The sequence below is a fragment of the Novosphingobium clariflavum genome (genome assembly GCF_026420865.1).
Classification (GTDB): Bacteria; Pseudomonadota; Alphaproteobacteria; order Sphingomonadales; family Sphingomonadaceae; genus Novosphingobium; species Novosphingobium clariflavum.
Genome location: NZ_JAPCWC010000005.1, coordinates 191,313 through 216,480, shown reverse-complemented (window position 1 = coordinate 216,480; position 25,168 = coordinate 191,313). Strand labels below are relative to the sequence as shown.

The 25,168-nt window shown below is 67.0% G+C and carries 18 protein-coding genes; 8 read left to right on the top strand and 10 right to left on the bottom strand.

Going from position 1 to position 25,168, the window contains the following annotated elements; all coding sequences use genetic code 11:
• The first annotated feature begins 83 nt into the window (after positions 1 to 83).
• Positions 84 to 1,397, top strand: coding sequence for an MFS transporter (locus OKA11_RS09115; protein ID WP_267219897.1), 1,314 nt, complete (start codon positions 84 to 86; stop codon positions 1,395 to 1,397).
• Between the two features lie 245 nt (positions 1,398 to 1,642).
• Positions 1,643 to 4,078 (top strand): TonB-dependent receptor, encoded by a 2,436-nt coding sequence (locus OKA11_RS09110; RefSeq protein ID WP_267219896.1) that lies wholly within the window; start codon positions 1,643 to 1,645, stop codon positions 4,076 to 4,078.
• A 79-nt stretch (positions 4,079 to 4,157) separates the two neighbouring features.
• Here OKA11_RS09110 and OKA11_RS09105 read toward each other — a convergent pair whose 3' ends face one another.
• The 6 genes from OKA11_RS09105 to OKA11_RS09080 all read right to left on the bottom strand — a co-directional run bounded on the left by OKA11_RS09105 (position 4,158) and on the right by OKA11_RS09080 (position 12,168).
• Positions 4,158 to 5,567 (bottom strand): efflux transporter outer membrane subunit, encoded by a 1,410-nt coding sequence (locus OKA11_RS09105; protein WP_267219895.1) that lies wholly within the window; start codon positions 5,565 to 5,567, stop codon positions 4,158 to 4,160.
• Between the two features lie 17 nt (positions 5,568 to 5,584).
• Positions 5,585 to 8,770 carry an efflux RND transporter permease subunit gene (locus tag OKA11_RS09100; RefSeq protein ID WP_267219894.1) on the bottom strand — a complete coding sequence of 1,062 codons (3,186 nt, stop codon included), beginning with the start codon at positions 8,768 to 8,770 and terminating at the stop codon, positions 5,585 to 5,587.
• A 60-nt stretch (positions 8,771 to 8,830) separates the two neighbouring features.
• Positions 8,831 to 10,114 (bottom strand): efflux RND transporter periplasmic adaptor subunit, encoded by a 1,284-nt coding sequence (locus OKA11_RS09095; protein ID WP_379489436.1) that lies wholly within the window; start codon positions 10,112 to 10,114, stop codon positions 8,831 to 8,833.
• The gene (locus tag OKA11_RS09090) at positions 10,111 to 10,509 is read right to left on the bottom strand and encodes a hypothetical protein (RefSeq protein WP_267219893.1); all 399 of its coding nucleotides are present in this window, start codon (positions 10,507 to 10,509) and stop codon (positions 10,111 to 10,113) included. Before OKA11_RS09090 ends, OKA11_RS09095 begins: the two co-directional genes overlap by 4 nt.
• Positions 10,510 to 10,965: 456 nt before the next feature.
• Complete coding sequence (locus OKA11_RS09085; protein WP_267219892.1) at positions 10,966 to 11,586, bottom strand: TetR/AcrR family transcriptional regulator; 621 nt, start codon at positions 11,584 to 11,586, stop codon at positions 10,966 to 10,968.
• Between the two features lie 108 nt (positions 11,587 to 11,694).
• On the bottom strand, positions 11,695 to 12,168 hold the full coding sequence (locus OKA11_RS09080; protein WP_267219891.1) for an Lrp/AsnC family transcriptional regulator: 474 nt from the start codon (positions 12,166 to 12,168) through the stop codon (positions 11,695 to 11,697).
• A gap of 132 nt (positions 12,169 to 12,300) precedes the next feature.
• On the opposite strand from OKA11_RS09080, the gene OKA11_RS09075 reads away from it, so the two are divergent.
• Complete coding sequence (locus tag OKA11_RS09075; protein WP_267219890.1) at positions 12,301 to 13,350, top strand: Glu/Leu/Phe/Val family dehydrogenase; 1,050 nt, start codon at positions 12,301 to 12,303, stop codon at positions 13,348 to 13,350.
• A 135-nt stretch (positions 13,351 to 13,485) separates the two neighbouring features.
• Here the strand turns inward: OKA11_RS09075 and OKA11_RS09070 are convergent, their stop codons facing one another.
• From OKA11_RS09070 to OKA11_RS09055, 4 genes are all read right to left on the bottom strand, one after another.
• Complete coding sequence (locus OKA11_RS09070) at positions 13,486 to 14,409, bottom strand: siderophore-interacting protein (RefSeq protein ID WP_267219889.1); 924 nt, start codon at positions 14,407 to 14,409, stop codon at positions 13,486 to 13,488.
• Positions 14,410 to 14,572: 163 nt separating this feature from the next.
• Positions 14,573 to 16,363 carry an acyl-CoA dehydrogenase C-terminal domain-containing protein gene (locus tag OKA11_RS09065; RefSeq protein ID WP_267219888.1) on the bottom strand — a complete coding sequence of 597 codons (1,791 nt, stop codon included), beginning with the start codon at positions 16,361 to 16,363 and terminating at the stop codon, positions 14,573 to 14,575.
• A 47-nt stretch (positions 16,364 to 16,410) separates the two neighbouring features.
• Positions 16,411 to 18,741 carry a 3-hydroxyacyl-CoA dehydrogenase/enoyl-CoA hydratase family protein gene (locus tag OKA11_RS09060; protein ID WP_267219887.1) on the bottom strand — a complete coding sequence of 777 codons (2,331 nt, stop codon included), beginning with the start codon at positions 18,739 to 18,741 and terminating at the stop codon, positions 16,411 to 16,413.
• Positions 18,738 to 19,874 carry a thiolase family protein gene (locus OKA11_RS09055; protein WP_267219886.1) on the bottom strand — a complete coding sequence of 379 codons (1,137 nt, stop codon included), beginning with the start codon at positions 19,872 to 19,874 and terminating at the stop codon, positions 18,738 to 18,740. The genes OKA11_RS09060 and OKA11_RS09055 overlap by 4 nt, the downstream gene beginning before the upstream one ends.
• A 188-nt stretch (positions 19,875 to 20,062) precedes the next feature.
• On the opposite strand from OKA11_RS09055, the gene OKA11_RS09050 reads away from it, so the two are divergent.
• From OKA11_RS09050 to OKA11_RS09030, 5 genes are all read left to right on the top strand, one after another.
• A complete protein-coding gene (locus OKA11_RS09050) occupies positions 20,063 to 20,497 on the top strand; it encodes a DUF2147 domain-containing protein (protein WP_267219885.1) in 435 nt (144 codons plus the stop codon).
• A 114-nt stretch (positions 20,498 to 20,611) separates the two neighbouring features.
• Positions 20,612 to 21,910 (top strand): OmpP1/FadL family transporter, encoded by a 1,299-nt coding sequence (locus OKA11_RS09045; protein WP_267219884.1) that lies wholly within the window; start codon positions 20,612 to 20,614, stop codon positions 21,908 to 21,910.
• An 86-nt stretch (positions 21,911 to 21,996) separates the two neighbouring features.
• Complete coding sequence (locus tag OKA11_RS09040) at positions 21,997 to 23,637, top strand: long-chain-fatty-acid--CoA ligase (protein ID WP_267220000.1); 1,641 nt, start codon at positions 21,997 to 21,999, stop codon at positions 23,635 to 23,637.
• A 71-nt stretch (positions 23,638 to 23,708) separates the two neighbouring features.
• The gene (locus OKA11_RS09035; RefSeq protein ID WP_142637857.1) at positions 23,709 to 24,107 is read left to right on the top strand and encodes a MerR family transcriptional regulator; all 399 of its coding nucleotides are present in this window, start codon (positions 23,709 to 23,711) and stop codon (positions 24,105 to 24,107) included.
• On the top strand, positions 24,100 to 24,957 hold the full coding sequence (locus tag OKA11_RS09030) for an acyl-CoA thioesterase (RefSeq protein WP_267219883.1): 858 nt from the start codon (positions 24,100 to 24,102) through the stop codon (positions 24,955 to 24,957). The genes OKA11_RS09035 and OKA11_RS09030 overlap by 8 nt, the downstream gene beginning before the upstream one ends.
• The last annotated feature ends 211 nt before the right edge of the window (positions 24,958 to 25,168 follow it).

The window sequence follows — 25,168 nt, the reverse complement described above, 5'->3', positions numbered from 1 at the left end:
CCCGCTTTGATTCGTCCGCGACCGGCTTCGCGCGTTCCGCGTGGAATCGGGAACGGACCCGAGACGAAGGCCGCAGAACCGAAATGACCAGCACACCCCAGTCCAGAGACGCTCTGGGCCTGCCGACGTTCAAGGAGCATCACCAGCCCTCCCCCGGTGAAATCGCCATCGGCGTGATCATCGGCCGAACCTCGGAGTTCTTCGACTTCTTCGTCTATGCCATCGCCTCGGTGCTGGTCTTCCCGAAGCTGTTCTTCCCCTTCGTCGACGCGCTGACCGGCACGATCTACTCCTTCGCGATCTTCGCGCTGGCCTTCGTCGCCCGCCCGATCGGCAGCCTCGTGTTCATGGCGCTCGACCGCGCCTATGGCCGCGGCACCAAGCTGACGATCGCGCTGTTCATGCTCGGCGGCTCGACCGCGGCGATCGCCTTCCTGCCCTCCTATGCCTCGGCCGGCTCGACCGCGATCTGGCTGCTGGCGCTGCTGCGTCTGGGCCAGGGCTTCGCGCTCGGCGGCACCTGGGACGGCCTGGCCTCGCTGCTCGCGCTCAACGCGCCCGAGAACAAGCGCGGCTGGTACGCGATGATCCCGCAGCTCGGCGCCCCGTTCGGCCTGATCGTGGCGAGCAGCCTGTTCGCCTACATGATCACCGAACTGCCCGCCGCCGACTTCCTCGACTGGGGCTGGCGCTATCCCTTCTTCGTGGCTTTCGCGATCAACGTCGTCGCGCTCTTCGCGCGCCTTCGCATCGTCGTCACTGAGGAATTCCAGCACCTCTTCGCCAGCCGCGACCTGCAGGCGGTGAGCGTGGGCGCGACCCTGCGCACCGAGTGGAAGACCATCGTGCTGGGCGCCTTCGCCCCGCTCGCCAGCTTCGCGCTGTTCCACATGGTCACCGTGTTCCCGCTCTCGTGGGTGTTCCTCTTCACCCAGAACTCGCCCACCGGCTTCCTGCTGATCGAGGCCATGGCCGCCTGCTTCGGCGTCGTCGCGGTGATCGCCTCGGGCCGCCTCGCCGACAAGTTCGGGCGCCGTAACCTGCTGGGCACCTGCGCCGTCGCCATCGCCGTGTTCTCGGGCTTCGCCCCGCAGCTGCTCGACGCCGGTGCCGCCGGCGAGGTGATCTACATGATCGCCGGCTTCATCCTGCTCGGCCTCGCCTTCGGCCAGTCCTCGGGCGTCGTCGCCTCGGGCTTCGCCAGCGAGCACCGCTACACCGGCTCGGCGCTCACCAGCGACTTGTCCTGGCTGGTCGGCGCCGCCTTCGCGCCGCTTGCCGCGCTGCTGCTGTCGACCAACTGGGGCCTGATCGCCTCGGGCGGCTACCTGCTCTCGGGCGCCATCGCGACGCTCGCGGCGCTGTGGCTGAACAAGGGCCTCGCCTCGCGCAACTGAGCGCCGGACGACGAGTGCGAATCGAGGGGCGCTTCGGCGCCCCTCTTTTTTTGCGCCTTCGAGACAGCATGGATCACATGTCGCCGGAATCGCGGCGCCCGGCCACTTCATGAAAGTTTGATCACCTGTTCAAATAACGCCGTGCCGTTGCCTGTGAGAAATGAAGCCATTTCATTTGACAATTCCCGGCCCTCCCTCGCACCCATACGCGCAAGAAAAAGGTTCAAAAACCGGAGGGAGAGTTCATGCGCGCGTTCAAGCAGCTTCTGTTGTGTTCGGTCGGCATCCTGGGGGTCAGTGCCCCGGCCATGGTCCAGGCCCAAACCCAACCGGCCGCCGAAGCCAACGAGGCCACCAACGTCATCATCGTCACCGCCCGCCGCCGCGACGAGGACGTGCAGGACGTGCCCGCCGTGATCGACACGGTGACGGCCGACGACATCTCCAAGCTCAACTTGCGTGACTTCAAGGAAGTCTCGACGCTCGCTCCGGGCCTCCAGCTCGAGACCAACGCCAACGGCATCGGCGGCAACGCCAAGATGCGCGGCGTCAACTTCGACGTCAACGCCAGCGGCAACAACCCGACCGTCGAATTCTACATGAACGACGCGCCGATCACCGCGGGCGTCGTGCTCCAGCAGATGTACGACGTCGGCCAGATCGAAGTGCAGCGCGGGCCCCAGGGCACGCTGCGCGGCCGCGCCTCGCCCTCGGGCTCGATCACCGTCACCGCCAGGAAGCCGGACCTCTATTCCTACGGCGGCTTCGTCGACATGACCGCCAACGACATCGGCACGATCAACTTCAAGGGCGCCGCCAACGTGCCCGTGATCGAGGGCATCGCCGCGATCCGCGCCGCCGGCGTCTGGGACGAGAACGAGGGCGACCGCGTCCGCCCGGTCAACGGCAACAAGGACCCGTTCGCACGCACCAAGAGCGGCCGTCTTTCGGCGCTGCTCACGCCCACCGACTGGCTGCGCTTCGAGGGCATGTACCAGCGCATCGACGCCACCGCCCATACTTACGACCAGGTCGCCTCGTTCTCCGAGGCCAATCCGAACGCGGCGCAGAGCCCGCTCTACATCTCGACCAAGGACCGCCTCTCGATCCAGGAAGATCCGCGCGACATCCGCCAGATCTTCGACGTCTACAACTGGCGCGCCGAAGTCAGCCAGTGGGGCCAGCGCCTGATCTACCAGGGCCAGCACTATACCCAGAAGATCCACTCGACCGACAACATCGACGACGGCAACTTCTTCGCCGGTGACATCAACCAGATCACCAACACTCGCTCGACCTCGGAATCGCACGAAATCCGGCTGCAGAACGACGAGCGCCTGTTCGGCACCCTCGATTACGTCGTCGGCTTCTTCGACAGCCGCAACCACCCCGACACCCACCTCACCAACCCGACCCCGGTGAGGCTGCCCGCCGCGTTCGGCGGCGGCATCGCCACGATCGTCCAGACCCCGATCGAGAGCGAGGGCAAGTCGCACGAGCAGTCGTTCTTCGGCAACCTCACCGCCCACTTCGGCGGCTTCGAGATCGCCGGCGGCGTGCGCCACATCGACTACCGCAACCGCGGCGTGCTGACGGTGAACGGCAATGTCCTGTCCGACCGCCTGCAGCACGAGAAGAAGTGGATCTACAGCGGCTCGGTGAAGTACAACTTCTCGCCCGACCTCATGGTCTATGCCTCGACCGGCAGTTCCTGGCGCCCGGGCATCGACGTCGTCGGCGACTTCAACATCACCCCCTCGGCGCTGGAAAACTCGTTCCTGCACCTGCCGGCGGAAACCTCGAAGTCGTATGAAGTCGGCCTGAAGTCGAAGATGCTCGACGGCCAGCTGCGCTTCAACCTCACCGGCTACCACCAGAAGTTCGACAACTACCCCTACCGTGCGCCGGGTTCGGGCGTGTTCTACGTCAACACCGTGGCGGTGCGCGATTCGACGGGCGCCGTGACCGGCACCTCGAAGCAGGTCGCCAACTTCAACTTCGTCGGCGCCGTGCCGGTCGAAGTGAACGGCATCGAGGGCGATGTCTCGTACACCGTGCTCACCGGCTGGGATCTCAGCGCCTCGGCCAGCTACTCGATCGGCAAGATCAAGAACGGCACCGTGCCCTGCAACGACCTCAACGGCGACGGCACCCCCGATGTCGTGACCAGCGCGCCGACGCTGGCCCAGCTCCAGGCCGCGGTCGGCTCCGACAACATCGCTTCGTGCCAGGTCAGCCAGCGCTCGGGCTTCATGGCGCCGTTCAGCGCCACCCTGCAGAGCGAATACAGCTTCCCGGTCTTCACCGGTGGCAACGCCTATGTCCGGGGGCTGATGACTTACTACGGCAAGTCGAAGGTCGATCCGACCAATGCCTACGACGACGTCGGCAACTATGCGCTGGTCAACCTCTTCGCCGGCCTGCGCGCCGACGACGGGGCCTGGGAAATCGGCCTCTATGCGAAGAACCTCTTCGACACCACCAAGACGCTGACCCGCACCACGCCGCTGTCCACCAGCTATCAGCAGCTCGGTTTTGCCGGGCAGTTCGATCCGGTGACCCATCGCCCGGTGCTCACCGGCCCGACCGGCGCGAACTACACCAGCACGTATACCGGGGTGACCACCACCGCCCCGCGCGAGTTCGGCATCAACATCCGCTACGCCTTCGGCTCGCGCTGATCGCCGCGGGAGACACGCGAAAGGGCGGCAAGGCACCAGCCTTGCCGCCCTTTCTCTTTTGGGCAGGTGACGCTTGGCGTCAGCTCTTCTGCCAGCTTCCGCCCAGCGCGCGGAACAGGTCCACTTGCGCGAAGGCCACCGCGCGCCGCGCCGCCGCATAGTCGGCATCCGCACTTGCCAGCGTGCGCTGCGCGTCGAGCACGTCGAGCGAATCGATCTGCCCCCTGCTCTGCCGCGCCATGCTGACATCCGCCGCGCGCTTCGCCGCATCGCGGGCCGAGGCCAGGCGGTCCTTGCGCAGCAAGGCGTTGCGATAGGCGGAGAGCGCCGTCTCGGTTTCCTGCAAGGCCGTCAGCACGGTGCCGTCGAACGTGGCGAGATCGGCCTTGGCGTCCGCCCTCGCCCCGCCGATCCGTGCGCGGATGGCTTCCTGGTTGGGGAAGGCCCAGGAGATCATCGGCCCCAGCAGCCAGCGCAGCGGGCCGCCGCCGAAAATGTCGGTCGCGCCGACCGCCGTGGTGCCGACCGAGCCGCCCAGCGTGATCTTGGGATAGAGATCCGCCGTCGCCACGCCGATCCGCGCGGTATCGGCAGCGAGACGGCGCTCGGCCGCCTTCACGTCGGGACGGCGCGCCAGCAGGGTGGCGCCGTCCCCCACCGGGATCGGCTGGCCGACATCGGGCGTGGTGGTCCGCTCGCGCACCGAGGCCGGAAGATCCTGCGGCGTCCGCCCGGTCAGCGTCGCCAGACGGAACAGCGCCGCATCGCGCGCCGCCTGCAGGCTGGGGATCGCCGCCGCCTGCTGCTCGCGCAGTTGGGTCACGCGGATCACGTCGAGCTTCTGGCTGAGCCCGCGCTCGAAGCGGGCATTGGTGATCCGCTCCGACCTGCCGAGCAGCGCCACGGTATCCTCGGCCACCGCGATCTGCTCGGCGGCGCTGGCGGCATCGACATAGGCGCGCACGGTATCGGCGACGACCGTCACCCGCACCGCATCGGCATCCTCCATCGAGGCGGCGAGATCGGCGCGCGAGGCCTCGACCCCGCGCTTGACGCGGCCGAACAGGTCCAGCTCGTAATTGACCGAAAGCTCGCCGTCGACGCGGCGCCCTTCGCGGTCATAGCCGGGCAGCACCTGGCTTTCCGAGACGCGGCCATAAGTGCCGCTGGCATCGATCCCGGTCTGCGGCAGCGTGTCTGACTTCGAACCGCGAAGGTTCGCCCGCGCCTTCTCGATCCGGGCCACCGCCACGCGCACGTCGGTATTGGCGGCCAGGGCATCGGCGACCAGACCGTCCAGCACCGGGTCCTTGTAGAGGTGCCACCAGCTGTCGTCCGGCCATGCCATGGTCACTTCGGCGGACTGGACGCCCGTGAAGGGCGCCCCCGCCGTAGCCGGCGGCGTCGGGGCGACATAGTCGGGTCCGACGGCGCAGGCCGAGAGGCTGGTGGCGGTGAGAAGCACCGCCGCCATGGTCTTGATATTCATGGACATCATCCGTCCTTTCATTCCGCCGGGATCACCGCGTGGCTCTCGTGATGCGGTTCCTTGGGCTTGCGCCGCAGGGCCGCCGCGAGCCTGCGGCAGACGACGTAGAAGGTGGGCGTGAACAGCAGGCCGAAGGCGGTAACACCGGCCATCCCGAAGAACACCGCGGTCCCCAGCGCCTGGCGAAGTTCGGCGCCGGCCCCGCTCGCGATCACCAGCGGCACGGCGCCGAGGATGAAGGCGAAGGAGGTCATCAGGATCGGGCGCAGGCGGGTGCGGGCCGCATAGACGGCTGCCTCCACCGGCGAGTAGCCGCGCTCGTCCTCCGCCTGCTTGGCGAACTCGACCACGAGGATCGCGTTCTTGGCCGCCAGCGCGATCAGCACGACGAGGCCGATTTGCGTGAGGATATTGTTGTCCATCCCGCGCAGGTTCACGCCCAGCATGGCCGCGAACAGGCACATCGGCACGATCAGGATGATCGACAGCGGCAGGGTCAGGCTCTCGTACTGGGCGGCCAGCACCAGGAAGACGAACAGCACCGCCATGCCGAAGACGATCCCGGCGGTGTTGCCGGCCGTCGCCTGCTGGTAGGCGATACCCGTCCACTCACGGCCGTAGCCCGAGGGGAGCGTTTCGTCCGCCACCTTCTCCATCGTCGCCAGCGACTGGCCCGAGGAGTAGCCCTTGCCGTAGCTGCCGTCGATTTCCACCGCCGGGTGCAGGTTGTAGCGCACCACGCGGTAGGGTCCGGTCTCGTCCTTGAAGGTCGCGACCGAGCCGACCGGCACCATCGCACCCGAGTCCGAACGGGCCTTGAGGTTGGCGATGTCCGCCGTCGAGCCGCGATAGGGCGCATCGGCCTGCGCGGTGACGCGGTAGGTACGGCCCAGCAGGTTGAAGTCGTTGATGTAGGACGAACCGAGGTAGACCTGCATCGCTTCGAAGATCTTCGCAGGCGAGACGCCCAGCATGTCGGCCTTGCGGCGGTCGACGTCGGCATAGACGCGCGGGGTGTTCATGGTGAACAGGGTGTAGACCTGGCTCAGCTCCGGCTGCTGGTTGGCCTGCGCGATCAGCGCGCCGGCGGCCTTCTGGAGTTCACCCAGACCGCGCCCTTCGTTGTCCTCCACGATCATGCGGTAGCCGCCCGGGGGGACGATGCCGTTGATGGTCGGCGGCGGAATGACGAGGACCTGCGCCTTGTCGTAGCCCTTCATGGCTTCCTGCGCCTGCGCCATGATGCCTTCGTAGGTGACGCCGAGCTGCTTGCGCTCCTCGAAGCTCTTGAACGGGAAGTAGATGGCGGCGGCATCGGGGGCTGCGGTCTGCGAGGGGCCATGGAAGCCCGCGAACATCACCGCCCCGCGCAGGCCCTTGATCGGCAGGATGCGCTTGGCGACGTCCTGCGTCACTTCATCGGTGCGGCTGAGCGAGGAGCCCGGCGGCAGGAAGATCGCGGCGAGGAAGTAGCCCTGGTCCTGCTGCGGGATGAAGCCGGTCGGCGTCGCCCAGAACATGCCCACGGTGGCGGCGATGAGGGCGGCATAGGTCGCCATCATCTTCACCGGGGCCTTCACCAGCCGCAGCGTCAGCGCGGCATAGCGGTCGCTCATTCGGTCGAAGCCGTGGTTGAACTTGTCCGCGGCGCCTTGCAGCACGCGCTTCCAGCGCGGGGCATTGGCGGGAAGGCCGTGCTTGTCCTTCAGCAGCAGCGCGGCCAGCGCGGGCGAGAGCGTGAGCGAGAGCAGCAGCGAGATCGCGGTCGCAGTGGTGATGGTGACGGCGAACTGCTTGTAGAACTGCCCCGACATGCCGGTGATGAACAGCGTCGGCACGAACACCGCGCAGAGCACCAGGACGATGGCGATCAACGCGCCGGTCACTTCGTCCATCGAGCGCCGGGCGGCCTCGATCGGCTTCATGCCTTCCTCGATATAGCGTTCGACGTTCTCGACCACGACGATGGCGTCGTCGACGACGATACCGATGGCGAGGACAAGGCCGAACAGCGAGAGGTTGTTGAGCGAATAGCCGACCGCCGCGAGCATGATCGCGGTGCCGACCAGCGAGACGGGGATCGCGATGATCGGAATCACCGCCGCGCGCCAGTTCTGGAGGAAGACGAGGATGACGAGCACGACCAGCACCACCGCCTCGAACAGCGTGTGATAGACCGCGTCGATCGACTGGCCGATGAATTCGGTGGGGTTGTAGATCACCGAATATTCCAGGCCCTTGGGGAAGGACTTGGCGACAGCGTCCATCTCGGCGCGCACCGCCTTGGCGGCGTCCAGCGCGTTGGAGCCCGGGCGCTGCAGCACCGCGATCACGACGGTCGGCTTGCCCGAGAGATAGGTGTTGGTGGTGTAGTCCTGCGCGCCGAGTTCGACCCGTGCAACGTCGCGCACGCGGACCTGGCGGCCATCGGCATCGGTCCGCACGACGATGTCGCCGAACTGTTCGGGGGTGTTCAGGCGGCCCTGCATCTCGACGCCGACCTGGTAGGCATTGCCGCGATCGAACGGCGGTGCGCCGATCGCGCCGGACGAGACCTGCACGTTCTGCGCCTTCAGCGCGTCGACGATCTCGCCCGCCGTCAGGTTCATGGCGGCGGCCTTGTTCGGGTCGATCCAGATGCGCATGCCATAGTCGCGCGAGCCGAACAGCTGCACGTCGCCCACGCCGTCAAGCCGCGCAAGGCGGTCCTTCACTTGCGTCAGCGCATAGTTCGACAGGTAGTCGCGGTTGAACGTGCCGTCGGGCGACTGCAGGTTCACCACCATCAGGAAGTCGGGCGAGGTCTTGCGGGTGACGACACCCATCGCGCGCACCGCTTCGGGCAGGCGCGGCTCGGCCACGGCAACGCGGTTCTGCACCAGAACCTGCGCGGCATCGAGATCGGTGCCGATCTTGAAGGTGACGGTGATCGTCACCTTGTCGTCGCCGGTGGACTGCGACGACATGTAGAGCATGTTGTCGACGCCGTTGATCTCCTGCTCGATGGGAGCGGCCACGGTGTCGGCAACGGTTTCGGCGGAAGCGCCGGGATATTGGGCGGTCACCGTCACCGTCGGGGGGACGATGTCGGGATACTGGCTGACCGGCAGGCCGAAGAACGCAAGCGCACCCACCACGGTGACAAGCACCGCGATGACGCCTGCGAAGATCGGCCGGTCGATGAAGAACCGGGAAAATCGCATGGGAATGTGCCCCTCTCACGGGGGACGGTCACAGCTTGGACCGCCCCCCCGATGGGTGGATCAATGGGCGATGGTGGCCTGCGCCGCGGCGGGCGAGCTGGGGCCGGAAGCGGCAGCGGCGGCCGCTGCCTTCATGTCGGGCGCGATCTGGCCGCGACGGGTATTGACCTTGGCGCCGGCAACGGCGGCCTGATAGTTGGAGATGACGACGCGGTCGCTGGGGACCAGCCCCGCGCGGATCACCCGCAGACCGTCGACCAGCGGGCCGAGTTCGACCGGCTTGGCGGCCACGGTGCCGTCCTTGCCGACCGTCAGCACCACCTTGCGGGCCTGGTCGGACTGGATCGCATCGTCGGGCACCAGCATGGCCTTGACGGTGCCGCCTTCGGCCAGGCGCATGTTGCCGAACATGCCGGGCGTCAGGAACCCGTCCTTGTTGTCGAGCACGGCGCGCACGCGGATCGTGCCCGAACGCGGGTCGAGGCCGTTGTCGGTGAAGTCGAGCTTGCCGTTCCAGCGGTATTGCGTCTCGTCCTGCAGGCGGACCTGCACGTTGGCGGCATCCTTGTGCTCGGCCTTTTCACGCTGGGTCTTGAGGAACAGCGCTTCGGAGGCGTCGAAGGTGAAGTAGATCGGGCTGACCGCGTTGATCGTGGTCAGCAGGCTGGCGCCGGTGCCGTTCTCGCCCGAGACGAGGTTGCCAACGTCCACCCGGCGGTCCGAGATGCGGCCCGAAATCGGGGCGCGCACGGTCGAGAACTCGACGTCGAGCGCGCGCTGGCGCACCCGCGCCTGCGCGGCGGCAAGCTGGGCATCGGCGGCCCTCACCCGCGAGCGCAGCTGGTCGACCTCGCTGGCGGCCATCGCCTCGTCACCCTTGAGCCCGGCCACGCGCGCATAGTCCGAACGGGCGAGCGTCAGCGCCGCCTGCGCCGAGGCGACTTCGGCCTGGGCTTCGGCAAGGGCGGCACGGTAGGGACGCGGATCGACCACGAAGAGCGCCTGTCCGGCCTGCACGAAGTCGCCGTCGCGGAACAGGATCTGGGTGACCGCGCCCGAAACGCGCGGGCGCACTTCGACGGTCTTGCTGGGGGCGAAGCGGCCGACATAGTCGTCCCACTCGGTCACGTCCTTCACCAGCGGGTTGGCCGCCTGCACGATGGCGGGCGGCAGGGGAGCGGCATCGGCAGGGGCTTCGTGGAACAGCTTCCACCCCAGCCCCGCCACCGCGACCAGCGCGATGGCGCCGATCGCCAGGGGGCGGCCGCTCCCCCGCTTGCCGCCGGTGTCGCCGGGGGGCGCCGACACCGTGGCCGTTTCTTCCAGTTTTACAGGAGCATTCACGCAGCAAGTCTCCGGACCGGGGCGCGGCTGCGCCCGATGAAATCGATGACGGCGCCGACCTTGGCTTCGCTGTGACCCGCAGCTTCTGCCTCGCGGATCGCCGAGACCGGCAGGGTGTAACCATGGTGCCAGGCCCTGACCGCCAGTTGCCGCAGCGCTTCAAGCTGCTCGTTGGCGAGCATCCGGGAGGGCGGCGTCGGGCCGAGGATGAGGCGGGCGAGCCAGCGGCGCGGGCGCTGCGGGATCAGGCTTTGCAGCCCGTCCTCGCGCGCCAGTTCGACGACGCGGCGTTCGAGCCGGCTCAGCAGGCTCTCCGAGGGCATGCTCGGGGCCGGATTGGAATGTACGGCGGGCAGCGCGGTGTGCGCTGCATCGGAAAAATCGATGAAGGCCATGTTTGTGCTCCCTGAAAAGGAACCGACGCGCGCCCTCGGGACAGGAGGGGGAGGTTAAGGGCGCGCGCCGGCGTGCTCCGATGCAAGGGGCATCGGAAAGTCTTTGGACGCAGACCGGCACCGCGCGGAGACAGGGCTCCGCAGCGCCAGCTGCTTTCAGTTATTCTATGGAGCCGCCCGCGGGGGGTCGGGCGGCGCCGGGGGGAGAACTCCGGCTCCGATCTCCCGTCTGTGCGGCGAGTCGGCTATGCCCTCGTTCTGTACCGCTTGGTATATATAGCGGTACAGAAATCGTCAAGCGGTTTTCTGTACCGCTCGGTAAAATTAGGTGCGACGCAGCAATTTCAAGGGCGTGAACGGCGGGTGAATGAAAAAAATTCGCGGCATCCGTGACGTTACGCGCGTTCCGCGCATTCCGTGTGCGGCCCCGGCCTGCGGCGGATTTTCAGACGAAACTTACTTGCCCGGCCACATGCCGAGGAAGGTATCGACCACGCCCTTCGCTTCCTGCACGCAGGAACCGCCCTGCCCCTTGACCGCCATGCCCTGCAGCACCGTCATCAGGCAGTTCGCCAGCGATCGCGGATCGACCGTCTCGGGCATGTCGCCCTCCTGCTTGGCGCGCTCGAAACGCTCGATCAGGGAATTCTCGGTGGCGACCCGGCGCGCCGCGACAAAATCGCGGATCGAGGCATCCTCCATCGTGCAGGTCACGGTGGAGATGACGCTGAGGCAGCCGTTGGGGTTTTCGCTGTCGCCGCCGCAATGGGTGGCGATCGCCCCGTTGAGCAGGCGCTCGGCGACGCCGCGCGCGGTCGGCGCTTCCAGCGCCTTGGCGACATAGGCCAGCTTGTCCCGCTCGTAGAGATCGAGCGCCTTCTTGAAAAGCGCCTCCTTGTTCCCGAAACAGGCATAGAGGCTGGGCTTGGTGATGCCCATCGCCTCGGTCAGCTCGGCCATCGAGGCGCCTTCGTAACCACGCTGCCAGAACACGCGCAGAGCCGAGGTAAGGGCCTGTTCGGGATCGAATTCACGCGGGCGACCACGCGGAGCGGCAATGGAGTCGGAGCATTTCATACCGGTCGGTATATAGTTATCCACACCTGCCCCGTCCAGTGCCGTGCGAGACAGGACGGGTCATAACCGGGTGCAAAGGGCGCATTTCGCCTGCTGCGAAACGCTTCCTTACAGATGAACCAGCGGCAGCGCGGTGGTGAACTTGATCTCGGAAAGCGCGACCATCGAGTTGATTTCCTGCACCCCGGGCACTTGCGAGAGCTTCTCGAAGAAGAACCGTTCGTAAGCCTCGATGTCCTCGGTGACGATACGCAGCATGAAGTCCACCGACCCCATCAGCACGTAGCAGTCGAGCACTTCGGGAAAGGCGTTCATGGCATCGGCGAACTGCGACAGGTTGGCGCGGCCATGCGCGGTCAGCTTCACTTGCGCGAAGACTTGCGCGCGCAGGCCGATCTTGCGGCGATCGAGCACGCAGACCTCGCTGCGGATATAGCCTTCGTCCTTGAGCCGCTGGATGCGCCGCCAGCACGGTGCCTGCGACAGGCCGATCTCCTGCGCGATGTCGGCCGAGGAGCGCGAGGCATCGACCTGGAGAATCGCCAGGATCTTCTTTTCGTACTCGTCGAGCCCGCTGGACATGTTCAATTCCAAAATTTCCAATTCACCGAATAGATAACGCCATACATAGCGCATTTACCGTCAAATTCGCAATTTTTATCAGGCGAAACACTGCTATTTCCAACGCTCCCCAAAGTGAGGACGACAACGGAAATGGTGAACACGCTGGATTGCGAACTGGGTGAACAGTTCGTGGTGATCGACGACCCCGAAAGCGGCGCGAAGGGCGTGATTGCCATTCATTCGACCTCGCTTGGCCCGGCGGCAGGCGGCTGCCGCTTCTGGAACTACGCCGATCAGGACGCACTGGCGACCGACGCCCTGCGCCTTGCCCGCGGCATGACCTACAAGAACGCGATTGCCGGCCTGCCCTTCGGCGGCGGCAAGGCCGTGCTCCAGCGCCCCGAAGGCGCGTTCGACCGCGCCGCCATGTTCCGCGCCTTCGGCCGCGCGGTCGAGAAGCTGGGCGGCCAGTACGTGACCGCGGAAGACGTCGGCACCACCATCGCCGACATGCGCGCGATTGCCGAGGAAACCCGCCACGTCGCCGGGCTCGACAAGAAGCCCGGTTTCGCCGGCGGCGACCCCTCGCCCTGGACCGCGCTCGGCATCTTCAAGTCGATGCAGGCCGCCTCGCGCGTGAGCCTGGGATCGGACGTGCGCGGCCTGACCGTGGCGCTGCAGGGCACCGGCAATGTCGGTTCGCACCTCGCCCAGCTGCTGCATGACGCCGGCGCCAGGCTGGTCCTCGCCGACGCCGATCCGGCCCGCGCCGAAGCGCTGGCCGCCCGGTTCGGTGGCCGCGTGGTTGCGCCTGACGAGATCCTCGCTGCCGAAGCCGAGATCTTCGCCCCTTGCGCGCTGGGCGCCGTGCTCAACGACAAGACCATTCCCGTGCTGCGCGCCCGGCTGATCTGCGGCGGCGCCAACAACCAGCTCGCCACCGAACAGGACGGCGCGCGTCTGGCCGAGCGCGGCATCGCCTATGCGCCGGACTACGTGGTCAACGCGGGCGGCATCATCAACGTGGTCGCCGAATATCTCGGCGAGACCGAAGACCAGGTCGGCGGCCGTATCGACCTGATCGCCGAACGCCTGGGCGAAATCCTCGCCACGGCCGAGAGCGAAGGCCGTCCGAGCCATGTCGTCGCCGACGAAATGGCCCAGAAGCTGGTCGCTCGCGGCCGTCTGGTCGAAGCGTAAGAATTCCCCAGAAGGCAGGGGCGCTCCGGCGCTCCTGCCTTTCTCTCAGAGTCTGTTTGAAAAATGCCCGCGACGGCATTTTTGGAGCGGGCTGGGGCCGCGAAATTCGCTTTTCGCGAATTTCCAAACGGTCTCTCAGCCCTGCGCCTGGCCGACGGTCCAGTAACCGGAGGCGCGCAGCCAGCCCAGCGGATGGCCCATCTCGTCGGTCAGCTTGGCACGAATAGCCTGCGCCACCGCCGCTTCCGCCGCGATCCATGCATAGCCCTCGCCTTCCGGCAGCCCGGCATCGCCCAGCGCGGCCAGCAGCGGCGCGGCGTCTTCGCCGTGGCCTGCGTGCTCCACCCAGATCCAGGTGAGCCCTTCCCGCGCCGGGACCGGCGCCCGCTCGATCCCCGGCGCGACCGAGACCAGCGCGGTGACGGGAATGCCGGGGCGCAGCTCCTCGATCCGGCGCGAGAACTGCGGGATCGCGGTCTCGTCGCCGACCAGCAGATACCAGTCGAAATCATCGGTCACCACCGCCGAGCCGCGCGGCCCGCCGATGTTGAGCACGTCGCCGGGCCTGGCCGCCTTTGCCCATGCCGTGGCGGGGCCGGCAGGCTCATGCAGCGCGAAATCGATGGCGAGCGTGCGCGCGGCCGGATCGAACAGGCGCGGCGTATAGTCGCGCATGGCCGGTTTCTCGTCCGGCCCGGCGCCCGCGACGGGAAAGAACAGCTTGATGTGATCGTCGGGCGATCCGCTCTCGAAATCGGCGAGATCCTCGCCCTCCAGCCAGACCCGCAGCATCGCCGAGCCCAGCGGCTCGACCCGGCTGACGACAAGGCTGCGGCGCCGGATCTCGCGGCGGATTCGCTGGACCGAATGGCGCGGGACGGCATCGTCCGGGCCATGATCGAGGGGGGCGGAAACGGGTTCCTGCGTCGGTTCGCTCAGCGTCAGGCTCCATGGTTTGCACGCGGGGACCAGCGCACAGCATGGGGTGGAGGGGGGAGCGGCGCGGTTCCGGTGCGGGAGGGGAGCCCCGGTTGTGCGCGCTGCCCCCGCCGAAGGCAAGACGGCGAGGCATGAAGGTGAGGCGAGACGGGGAGGCTGGCCGGGCGCGCGAAAATCGCCCTGAAACGCAGGAAGGGGCGGGACACCGAAGCGTCCCGCCCCCCGCTGGGAGCGCATAGATCGAATAGGCCCGGCGCGCTTTCGATCGCGCGCGGGCCTGCGATCAGAACATGTCGGCGTCCAGCGCCATCATCGAGGCCTTGCCCGACTTGATGGCGAGGAACGCGGCGGTCGCCTGCGGCAGCAGACGGTCGAAGAAGAACTGCGCGGTGCCAATCTTGGCGGTGTAGAACGCCGCCTCGCCGGTGCCTTCGTCGAGCCTCGCCTTGGCGATCAGCGCCGCCTTGGCGAACGTGTAGCCCATCGCGACAAGGCCCAGCAGGCGCAGATAGTCGGTCGCCGCCGCGCCCGCTTCCTCGGGGTCCTTCATGCCCTTCTGGGCAATCGTGCCGGTCGAGAGCTGCAGCGCGCCGAAGGCCTTTTCCAGCCCTTCGATCATCTTGCCGAAGGTCGCGTCTTCCTTGTTCGCGGCGATGAAGTCCGAGACCGGGTGGAAGAACGCGCGCAAGTAACGACCGGCATGGGCGGGCATCTTGCGGCCGACGAGGTCGAGCGCCTGGATGCCGTTGGTGCCTTCGTAGATCATGGCGATGCGGGCATCGCGCACGAACTGTTCCACCCCGCTCTCGGCGATGTAGCCGTGGCCGCCGTAGACCTGCACGGCCAGGTTCGCGCTTTCATAACCGCAGTCGGTGAAGAGCGCCTTCACCACCGGGGTCATCAGCGCGATGAAGTCTTCCGCGCGGGCCTTCACTGCCGGATCGGTCGCATGCTTCTCGGCATCGAGCGCGCGGCTGACCCAGGCGCCGACCGCACGGCTGCCTTCGTTGTAGGCACGCGCGGTCATCAGCATGCGGCGCACGTCGGGGTGGACGATGATCGGATCGGCCGGGCCCTTGGGGTTCTTGACGCCCGAGAGCGAGCGGCCCTGCACGCGCTCCTTGGCGTACCACACCGCCGACTGGTAGGCCGCTTCACCCACGCCGAGCCCCTGGATGCCGACCGAGACGCGCTCGGTGTTCATCATCTTGAACATGGCTTCCATGCCCTTGCCGGGCTTGCCGACCAGCCAGCCGATCGATTCGTCGAAATTGAGCTGGCAGGTGGCCGAGGCCTTGAGGCCCATCTTGTGCTCGATCGCAGCGACCGAGACGCCGTTCGACGGACCCGGGGTGCCGTCTTCCCTGGGCAGGAACTTGGGCACGAGGAACAGCGAGATGCCCTTCACGCCCTCGTCGGCATCGGGAAGCCGGGCGAGGACGAGGTGGATGATGTTCTCGGTGAGGTCATGCTCGCCCGCCGAGATGAAGATCTTGGCGCCCGAGATCTTGTAGCTGTCGTCGCCCTGAGGCACCGCCTTGGTGCGCAGCAGGCCGAGGTCGGTGCCGCAGTGCGGTTCGGTGAGGCACATCGTGCCCGACCAGGTGCCCTCGACCATCTTGGGCAGGTAGGCCTGCTTCAGCGCGTCGCTGGCATAACCCTCGATCGCGGTGGTCGCGCCGTGGGTGAGGCCGGGATAGAGGCTGAACGAGAGGTTGGCCGAGCAGATCATCTCTTCGGTCAGCTTGTTCACGGTTTCCGGCAGGCCCTGCCCGCCCCACTCGGGGTCGGACGCCAGCGCGCACCAGCCGCCCTCGCGGAACATGTCGTAGGCTTCCTTGAAGCCCTTGGGGGTGCGCACGACGCCGTTCTCGAGGGTGCAGCCCTCGATGTCGCCGCTGCGGTTGAGCGGCAGCAGGACTTCCTGCGCCACCTTGGCCGCTTCTTCCAGCACCGCGTCGACGAGGTCGGGGGTGAATTCCTCGAGGGCTTCGAGATTGCCGAAGCCGTCATCGGTATGCAGTTCGTGGAGCACGAACTTCATGTCGCGCAGGGGCGCTTCGTAGACTTGCATGTCACTCTCCTCGCGCGCCGCCCGATGACGGGCGGCGCGCATTCTTATCAGTTGCGAAGCGGCTTGCCGGTTTCGAGCATGTGCTCGACGCGGGCGACCGAGCGGGCATCGCGCAGGCGGCCCATGAAGGCATCGCGCTCCAGCTTGAGCAGCTCGCCCTCGCTCACCGTGTCGACGAGGTCGAACTCGCCGCCGCCGGTCAGCACGTCGGCCAGCACGCCGGAGACGACCACGTCGTAGTCGGTCGCCATGCCGCGCTTGTGGAAGCCCTCGACCGCCAGACCCAGCGCGGTGCGGCCACCGGCACCGGGCAGCCTGAACTCAGGCGCCTCGGGCGGGGTATAGCCTTCCACCAGCGACAGCGCCTTCTGCTTGGCGTCGTGGAGCAGGCGGTCACGGTTCATGGTGATGCCGTCATCCCCCCGCAGGATCATCATCTCGCGTGCCTGCTGGGCGGACTTGGAGACCTGTGCGGTCGAGACCATCTCGAAGACCTTGGCCACCGCCGGCATCGGCCCCTTGGGCATGCCGGGGGCATTGCGCCAGCGCTCGATCATCTCGCCATTGCCGCCCCAGCCGGGAACGAGGCCGACGCCGCATTCGACGAGGCCGCAGTAGAGCTCGGCATGGGCCTGGATCGCATCGCAGTGCAGCAGGATCTCGCAGCCGCCGCCCAGCGCCATGCCGGCAGGCGCGCCGACGACGGGGAACGGGGCATACTTGAGGCCCTTGTAGGCCAGCTGGCCGCCGGCAACGAGCTTCTCGATCTCGCTCCAGGCCGCGATGTTGACGGCAAAGAGCGCGAGGCCGAGGTTGGCACCGGCCGAGAAGGTATCGGCATCGTTGTAGACGACCAGCGCCTTGTACTGCGCCGCCACCAGCGGAATGGCCTGCCCGATCAGCTTCATGACCTCGCCGTCGAGCGCGTTCATCTTGCCGGTGAATTCCAGGCAGACGACGCCGTCGCCGATGTCCCAGAGCGCCGCCGAGGCGTTGCGGATGATCGGCTTGGACGAAAGCTTCACGTCGGCAAGCCGCATCACGCCTTCGGGGCGGACCACGTCGCGGTAGGCGCCGTCGAGGCCGAGGAACTGGCGCTTGCCGTTCTCGATCCGGTATAACGGGCGCTCGCCCGCCACCGTGAGGATCTCGGGCACCGCCTTGCCTTCGGCGGCGAGGCGTTCGGCCAGGTACTTCGCGCCCAGCTTGTCGATCATCTCGAAGGGCCCGGCCTTCCAGTTGTAGCCAAGCTTCATCGCGTCATCGACGGCCACCACATCATCGGCGGCAGACGGCACGAGGCTGGCGGCATAGGCCAGCGTGTCGCCGAGCACGGCCCAGGCATAGGCGCCGATCTCGCCCTGGCTTTCGACCAGCGCCTTGAGGTCGCCGCGCGCAGCCGCGCCGCGCGGGCCGGCCACCTTGATCGTCTCGCGGTATTCGCCGGTCGCCAGGTCGATGGTTTCCTTGCGGCGGCCCATCTCCTTGTTGAGACGGTAGAACCCGCCCTTGCCCTTGCGGCCGGTATAGCCCTCGCCGATCATCTTGTTGATCAGCGGAATGTCGCGGGCAATGCCGTGGTAGAGGTCGCCTGCGGGCAGCGTCGAGGTGAGGCTGGCCTGGAGGTGCGGCATGAGGTCGATGCCGACGAGGTCGACAAGGCCGAACACGCCGGTCTTGGGCACGCCCATGGGCTTGCCGGCAATGGCATCGGCCAGTTCGACGGGGATCCCCATGTCGAACGCGGCATTGAGGCCAAGCTGGATCCAGTACGTGCCGATGCGGTTGGCGATGAAGCCCGGGGTGTCCTTGGCCTTCACCACCGTCTTGCCGAGCGAGACGTCGGCGAACTGCTCCACCTTCGCAGCGACGGCGGCGTCGGTATCGGCGCCCGTGACGATCTCCATCAGCCGCATGTAGCGCGGCGGATTGAAGAAGTGGGTGATGAGGAAGTCGCGCTTGAACGCGTCCGAACGCCCTTCGACGAGGTTGGCGAGCGGAATCGTCGAGGTGTTCGACGAGACCGCAGTACCCTCGCGCTTCACCGCTTCGAGCTTGGCATAGAGGCCCTGCTTGATGTCGAGACGCTCGATCACCGCCTCGATCACCCAGTCGCACTCGGCAACCTTCTCGAGGTGATCCTCGATGTTGCCGGTCTCGACCAGTCTGGCGGCCGACTTGCTCATGAACGGCGCCGGCTCGGTCTTGAGCATCTTCGCCACCGCGCCTTCGGCGACCACGTTCCGGTTGGTCGCATCCTTAGGCACGATATCGAGCAGCAGCACCGGCACTCCGGCATTGGCGACTTGCGCGGCGATCCCGGCACCCATGGTGCCGGCGCCGATCACGCAGACCTTTTTGATAATGGTATCGCTCATTCCACCGACTCCAGGATCGTGGCGATGCCCTGACCGCCGCCGATGCACTGGCTGGCGAGCGCGTACTTGCCGCCTTCGCGCTTCAGCAGCGAGGCCGCCTTGCCGACGATGCGCGCGCCGGTGGCGCCCAGCGGGTGGCCGATGGCGATCGCGCCGCCGTCGATGTTCACCTTGGCCACATCGAGGCCGAGGTCCTTGATGCAGGCGAGTGCCTGCGAGGCGAAGGCTTCGTTGAGCTCGACGACGTCGAGATCACCGGCCGCGATGCCCGCGCGCTCAAGCGCCTTGCGGCTCGAGAGAATGGGGCCAAGACCCATGGTTTCCGGCGCGCAGCCCGAAATCGCCACCGACTTGATGCGGGCGAGGATCGGCAGGCCGTGAGCGCGGGCATAGTCCTCGGTGGTGACCAGCACCGCGCTGGCGCCATCGGTCAGCGGCGAGGAGGTACCTGCGGTCACCGACCCGGCCGCGTCGAACGCGGGCTTCAGGCCGGCAAGACCCTCGGCGGTGGTTTCGCCGCGGATGGTGCCGTCCTCGCTGACGAGGCCGCCCCTGGTCTCGATCGGCACGATCTCGTCGGCCAGCTTGCCCGCGTCACGCGCGGCAGCGGCCTTGTGCTGGCTGGAGACGGCCAGCGCCTCCTGTTCGGCGCGCGAAATCTGGTACTTGGCCGCGACGTTCTCGGCCGTCTCGCCCATCGACATGTAGGCGGCGCTCTTCGCCGCCAGCGCCGGGTTGGGCAGCGGATTGAAGCCCATCATCGGCACCCGGCTCATCGATTCGACGCCCGCGCAGACGAAGACTTCGCCCGCGCCGATGGCGATCTGGCCCATGGCATAGTGGATCGAGCTCATCGAGGAGCCGCAGAAACGGTTCACGGTCATGCCGCCGACCGAGATCGGCAGGTCGGCCAGCAGGCCGACGAGACGCGCGATGTTGAAGCCCTGCTCGCCTTCGGGGAAGGCGCAGCCGACCACGACGTCCTCGATGTCGGCCGCTTCAACGCCGGTCCTGGTGATGAGTCCGCGAATCACTTGCGCGGCCAGATCGTCGGGACGGACGCGGGCCAGGGCGCCCTTGTTCGCCAGATGGAAGGGCGAGCGGGCGTAACCCGCGATCACGACACTCTTCATGCATTCTCTCCGTCGGAGCCTTACGCCCCACCACCCATCGGGGGGCGTCACCGTTCTTCCCTAAGGGTGCAATTCTTTCCCTATACGTCAAGCAAATTTTCGGTTACGACTTCGGGACACCTCACCCTAAGGGCACAGCCCCCGGGGGACAGAAGGTACGAATTGGAGAGATGATGGAAAGGTCGCTCATGAGACTTTGGAAACCCGTGGGGACGGCGTTGGTTGCCGCTGTCGTGCTCATGAATCCGGCGTTTGCCGCCAATCCCGACCAGGTCGTCGGCAAGTGGCGCACGCCTTCCAAGCACGGCGTCATCGACCTCGTGCGCTGCGGCGAATCGGTCTGCGGCCGCATCGTCGAATCGGATGGCATCAAGGCCAATCCGGACCTGCGCGACGTGAACAACAAGGACGCCAGCCAGCGCACCCGCAAGGTCAAGGGCCTGCAGATGGTCGGCGGCTTCAAGCGCCAGGGCAACGAGTGGGTCAACGGACAGATCTACAATCCCGAGGACGGCGGCACCTACAAGGCGACGATCACGCCGGTGGACGCCAACACCCTCAAGCTGAAGGGGTGCATCGTCTGGCCTCTGTGCAAGACCCAGACCTGGACGCGCATTCCCTGATCGCGGCGATCGCCGGGACCGCGGAACCATGATGAAAACCGTACCGTCACGCGCCCCTGACGCGTGACAGGAATGCTAAAAAGCTTCAGGGCTCAAAGATTTAGGGAGACGAAAATGCACAAGTTCACGGCCCGCATCGTGCTCGCAGGCACGGCTTCGGTGATGGCACTCGGCATGGCCGGTGCCGCCCATGCCCAGGCCTTCTATCTTCAGGAACAGTCGGTGCGCGCCCAGGGCCGCGCCTTCTCGGGCGAAGCGGCCGATACCGGCGTGGATTCGCTGTGGTGGAACCCGGCCGCGATCGGCGGCCTCGAAGGCGGCCAGGCCTCGATCCACGCCAGCGCCATCCTGCCGCGCGGCAAGGTCGTCGACGACGGCACCCTGATCAAGCGCCCCGGCCAGGCGGCCACCTCGGTCGGCGGCAACGCCGTCGCCAAGAACCCGATCGACAATGGCGTGCTGCCCTCGGGCGCGGTGGCCTACGGCTTTGGCAAGGTCGCCTTCGGCCTCACCGTCACCTCGCCCTACTCGTTCACCACCAACTACGATTCCGACAGCTGGGCCCGCTATTCGGCCGACAAGACCAAGCTGCGCACCATCGACATCCAGCCCAGCGTCGCCTTCCAGCCGATGGAAGGCCTCTATGTCGGCGCCGCGCTCAACGTCGAGCATGTCAGCGCCACCCTCGGCAACTACCTGCCCAACCTCTCGCCGCTGCTGGCCGACGGGCATCAGCAGCTCAAGGGCAGCGGCTGGGATCTCGGCTGGTCGGTCGGCGCCCAGTACCACAACGGCCCGGCCTCGATCGGCGTCGCCTACAAGTCGGCGGTCAAGCACAAGCTCGACGGCTCGCTGACCATCGACGGCCTGCTCGGCCCGCTGGCCGGCAACAACATGTCGCTCGACACCACCGCCGAGTTCAGCACCCCCTGGCAGGCGATCATGTCGGCCCGCGTCAAGGCCACCAAGCAGCTGACCCTCAACGCCCAGGTCGTCGCCTATGGCTGGAGCAAGTTCGACACCATCGACCTCGGTTCGCCGCTCAACAGCTCGATCCCCGAGAACTACAAGGACGGCTTCTCCTACGCCTTCGGCCTCGACTACGACGTCAGCCCGAAGTGGACCGTGCGCGGCGGCATCCAGTACGGTGAGACCCCGACGCAGGACGGCGATCGCGACGCCCGCGTTCCGGACAGCAACCGCTGGAACTTCTCGGCCGGCACCACCTACAACATGAGCAGCAAGATCGCGATCGACGCGGCCGCATCGTACATCGCCTTCAAGGATGCCTCGATCGACCGCGTGACCGCGGCCTATGTCGGCACCGCCGCGCAGACGCCGGTCCTGACCAACGGCTCGCTGCAGGACGCCTATGCCATGGTCTTCTCGCTCGGTGCCCGGGTGAGCTTCTGATGAGCACTGCGGCGACGATCGACGACAACTCTTCCGTGAATGGAGGTATCTTGGAAACGCCCCTCTCCTCCCACGTTGTGGACGAAATGCCGCCGATCGCGCCGCGCCTGCTTACCGATCTGCTGGACCACGCCGTGGAAGCCCATGGCGCCTGGCCGGCGATCGACTTCATGGGCCGCAAGTGGTCCTATGCCGAAGTCGGAGACCTCGCGCGGCGCGCCGCGCGGGGTCTTCAGGACCTCGGCGTGGTCAAGGGCACGCGCGTCGGCCTGTGCCTGCCGAACACGCCCTATTACGTGATCTGCTACTTCGCGATCCTGCGCATCGGCGGCATCGTGGTGAACTTCAACCCGCTCTATACCGAGCGCGAGATGGCGCATCTGGTGAAGGATTCGGGCGCCGAGATCATCATCGCCTCCGACCTTGCGCTTTCGCTGCCCAAGATCGAGCCGCTGGTCGGCGCGGCCTGCGGCAGCCTCAAGCGCGTGGTGGTCTGCCCGATCGCCGATGCCCTGCCCAAGCTCAAGGGCCGCGCCTATCGCCTGCTCAAGCGCAAGGACATCGCGCATGAGCCGCACGACCTGCGCTTCGTGCGCTATGCCGACCTCATCGCCCGCAATGCCGATCCCGATCCGGTCGCGCGCGATCCGCAGGACCTTGCGGTGCTGCAGTACACCGGCGGCACCACCGGCGTGCCCAAGGGGGCGATGCTCAGCCACGCCAACCTTGCCGCCAATTCCGCGCAGATGTGCGCCCATGTCGGCCACATGCCCGACCATCAGGAGCGCACGCTCGGCGTCCTGCCGCTGTTCCACGTCTTCGCGCTGACCACGGTGCTCAACTACTCGGTCGATACCGCCGCCGAGATGATCCTGCTGCCGCGCTTCGAGATGAAGTCGTTCCTCGCCACCGCGCGGCGCACCAGGCCCACGCAGTTCTTCGGCGTGCCCACGCTCTACACCGCGCTCAACAACCAGGAGCTGCACGGCGAGTTCGACCAGGTGCGCGTCTGCATCTCGGGCGGCGCCCCGTTGCCGCTGGAAGTGCGCCAGAAGTTCGAGCAGCGCACCGGGGTGCGCGTGGTGGAAGGCTACGGCCTGTCCGAAGCCTCGCCGATCATCGCCTGCAACCCGCTGGAAGGGCTGGTCAAGAACAACTCCTGCGGCCCCGCCTTCCCCGGCACCGTGCTGGAGATCCGCGATCCCGACAACACCCACCGGATCCTCGGCCCCGGCGAGCGCGGTGAAGTCTGCGCGCGCGGACCGCAGGTCATGGCGGGCTACTGGAACCGTCCCGAGGACTCGGAAAAGACCTTCATCTTCGGCGCGCTGCGCACGGGCGACATTGGCTATCTCGACGAAGACGGCTATCTGTTCCTGGTCGACCGGATCAAGGACATGATCCTGTGCGGGGGGTACAACGTCTATCCGCGGATCATCGAGGATGCGCTCTACGAGCATCCGATGGTCCACGAGGCGATCGTGATCGGCGTTCCCGACGCCTATCGCGGCCAGAGCCCCAAGGCCTTCGTGGCGCTGCACCCGGGCGACGTTCTGGATCAGGACACGCTCATGGCGTTCCTGCGCGAAAGGCTGAACAAGATCGAAATGCCCAGCTCCATCGAATTCCGCGACAGCCTGCCCAAGACGCTGGTCGGCAAGCTTTCCAAGAAGGAACTGGTCGAGGAAGAGGCCGCCCGGCGCGCCGCTGCGGGTGAGGCTGCATGAACGGCGCGGGGGCAGCGCTGGACGGCAACGCCGAAGGGGCACCGGCACCAAAAACCGGTGCCGGCACCGACATGCTCGGCATCCAGGAAGCCGCCACGCAGCTGGGCGTGACGATGCGCACCTTGCGTTTCTATGAGGACAAGGGCCTGATCGCGCCGCACCGCGCGGGCACCACCCGCATCTATTCGAAGCGCGAGATGGGCCGCATGCAACTGATCCTGCGCGGCAAGCGGCTGGGCTTCTCGATCCGCGAGATCAAGGAATTCCTCGACCTCTACGACGTCGACCCCGAGCATCAGGAACAGGTCCGCGCCCTGCTCTTGCGCATTCGCGACCGGATCGAGGAACTGCGCCAGCAGCGCACCGCGATCGACCAGACGCTGGAGGAAATGCTCTCCATCGAACGCCAGTCGCTCGCCTGGCTGGAAGGCTCGCCGGTCAAGCCGGTGAAAGGCCCTGCCGGTGCGTGAAGCGGCCGTCGCCGACCTGATCGGCCTGCTCACGGTCGAGGAAATCGATACCGGCATCTTCCGCGGCGCCGCCGTCTCGCCGCAGCCGGGGCGCGTCTATGGCGGCCAGGTGGTGGCGCAGGCACTCGCCGCCGCCGCGCGCGGCATCGCCCCCGACCGGCAGGCGCACTCGCTTCACGCCTACTTCCTGCGCGCGGGCGATGCCGGGCGGCCGATCGTCTACCGCGTATTGCCCGATTTCGACGGCAACAGCTTCTCCAACCGCCGCGTCGTCGCCATGCAGGGCGGCAAACCGATCCTGAACCTCGCCGCCTCGTTCCACCGGCCCGAAGAAGGGCTCGCCCACGCGGTGCCGATGCCGCGCGTGCCCGTGCCCGAACAGTGCCCGGACTTCACGAGCGCGCTCGCCGCCGCCGGACAGAAGCTGCCCGGCTTCCTGCTCGAACGCCTTGCCGCCTTCGAGATCCGGCCCTGCCCGCCCGCCCCGCAGAGCGAGGTTCACGGCGATCTGCCGCAGCGCTGCCAGTGGTTCCGCATGGCCGCGCCGATGGGCGAGGATGCGGTGATGCAGCGCGTGGTGCTCGCCTACGCCAGCGACTTCGCGCTGATCTCCACCGCGCTGATGCCGCACGGCATGGGCTTCTTCTCGCCCGGCGTCTCCGGCGCCAGCCTCGACCACACGATCTGGTTCCACCAGACCCCGCCGATCGACGACTGGCTGCTCTATGCGATGGACAGCCCCTGGTCCGGCCACGCACGCGGCTTCGCACGCGGCGCGATCTATGCGCGCGACGGGACCTTGGTGGCGAGCGTGGCGCAGGAAGGCCTGCTGCGGGTGAAGCAGGGGTAAGAAGTGAAGAGTTAACGCAGGGGGAGCCCCTCGGCAAAGCTCTGGATAAACTTCGCCCCCCTGCACCCCCAATACCGTCTGGGTTACGCGGACCAACTCCGTAGCGCGCCCGTGGCTGCGTTGGGAGACTTCTTGGCTGCGCGGCAGGGAGAGCAACACGTTATGCGGGCCTGGGGGATCTCCTGAGCTTGTCGAAGGGCCCCAGAATCCC

Excerpts from the sequence above, each read along its gene's own strand:
- OKA11_RS09065 (WP_267219888.1), bottom strand. The coding sequence starts at position 16,363 with ATGCAAGTCTACGAAGCGCCCCTGCGCGACATGAAGTTCGTGCTCCAC.
- OKA11_RS09040 (WP_267220000.1), top strand. The coding sequence starts at position 21,997 with ATGCCGCCGATCGCGCCGCGCCTGCTTACCGATCTGCTGGACCACGCC.
- OKA11_RS09035 (WP_142637857.1), top strand. The coding sequence starts at position 23,709 with ATGCTCGGCATCCAGGAAGCCGCCACGCAGCTGGGCGTGACGATGCGC.
- OKA11_RS09100 (WP_267219894.1), bottom strand. The coding sequence starts at position 8,770 with ATGCGATTTTCCCGGTTCTTCATCGACCGGCCGATCTTCGCAGGCGTC.
- OKA11_RS09050 (WP_267219885.1), top strand. The coding sequence starts at position 20,063 with ATGAGACTTTGGAAACCCGTGGGGACGGCGTTGGTTGCCGCTGTCGTG.
- OKA11_RS09045 (WP_267219884.1), top strand. The coding sequence starts at position 20,612 with ATGCACAAGTTCACGGCCCGCATCGTGCTCGCAGGCACGGCTTCGGTG.
- OKA11_RS09115 (WP_267219897.1), top strand. The coding sequence starts at position 84 with ATGACCAGCACACCCCAGTCCAGAGACGCTCTGGGCCTGCCGACGTTC.
- OKA11_RS09105 (WP_267219895.1), bottom strand. The coding sequence starts at position 5,567 with ATGAATATCAAGACCATGGCGGCGGTGCTTCTCACCGCCACCAGCCTC.
- OKA11_RS09090 (WP_267219893.1), bottom strand. The coding sequence starts at position 10,509 with ATGGCCTTCATCGATTTTTCCGATGCAGCGCACACCGCGCTGCCCGCC.
- OKA11_RS09060 (WP_267219887.1), bottom strand. The coding sequence starts at position 18,741 with ATGAGCGATACCATTATCAAAAAGGTCTGCGTGATCGGCGCCGGCACC.
- OKA11_RS09080 (WP_267219891.1), bottom strand. The coding sequence starts at position 12,168 with ATGTCCAGCGGGCTCGACGAGTACGAAAAGAAGATCCTGGCGATTCTC.
- OKA11_RS09110 (WP_267219896.1), top strand. The coding sequence starts at position 1,643 with ATGCGCGCGTTCAAGCAGCTTCTGTTGTGTTCGGTCGGCATCCTGGGG.
- OKA11_RS09075 (WP_267219890.1), top strand. The coding sequence starts at position 12,301 with ATGGTGAACACGCTGGATTGCGAACTGGGTGAACAGTTCGTGGTGATC.
- OKA11_RS09085 (WP_267219892.1), bottom strand. The coding sequence starts at position 11,586 with ATGAAATGCTCCGACTCCATTGCCGCTCCGCGTGGTCGCCCGCGTGAA.
- OKA11_RS09055 (WP_267219886.1), bottom strand. The coding sequence starts at position 19,874 with ATGAAGAGTGTCGTGATCGCGGGTTACGCCCGCTCGCCCTTCCATCTG.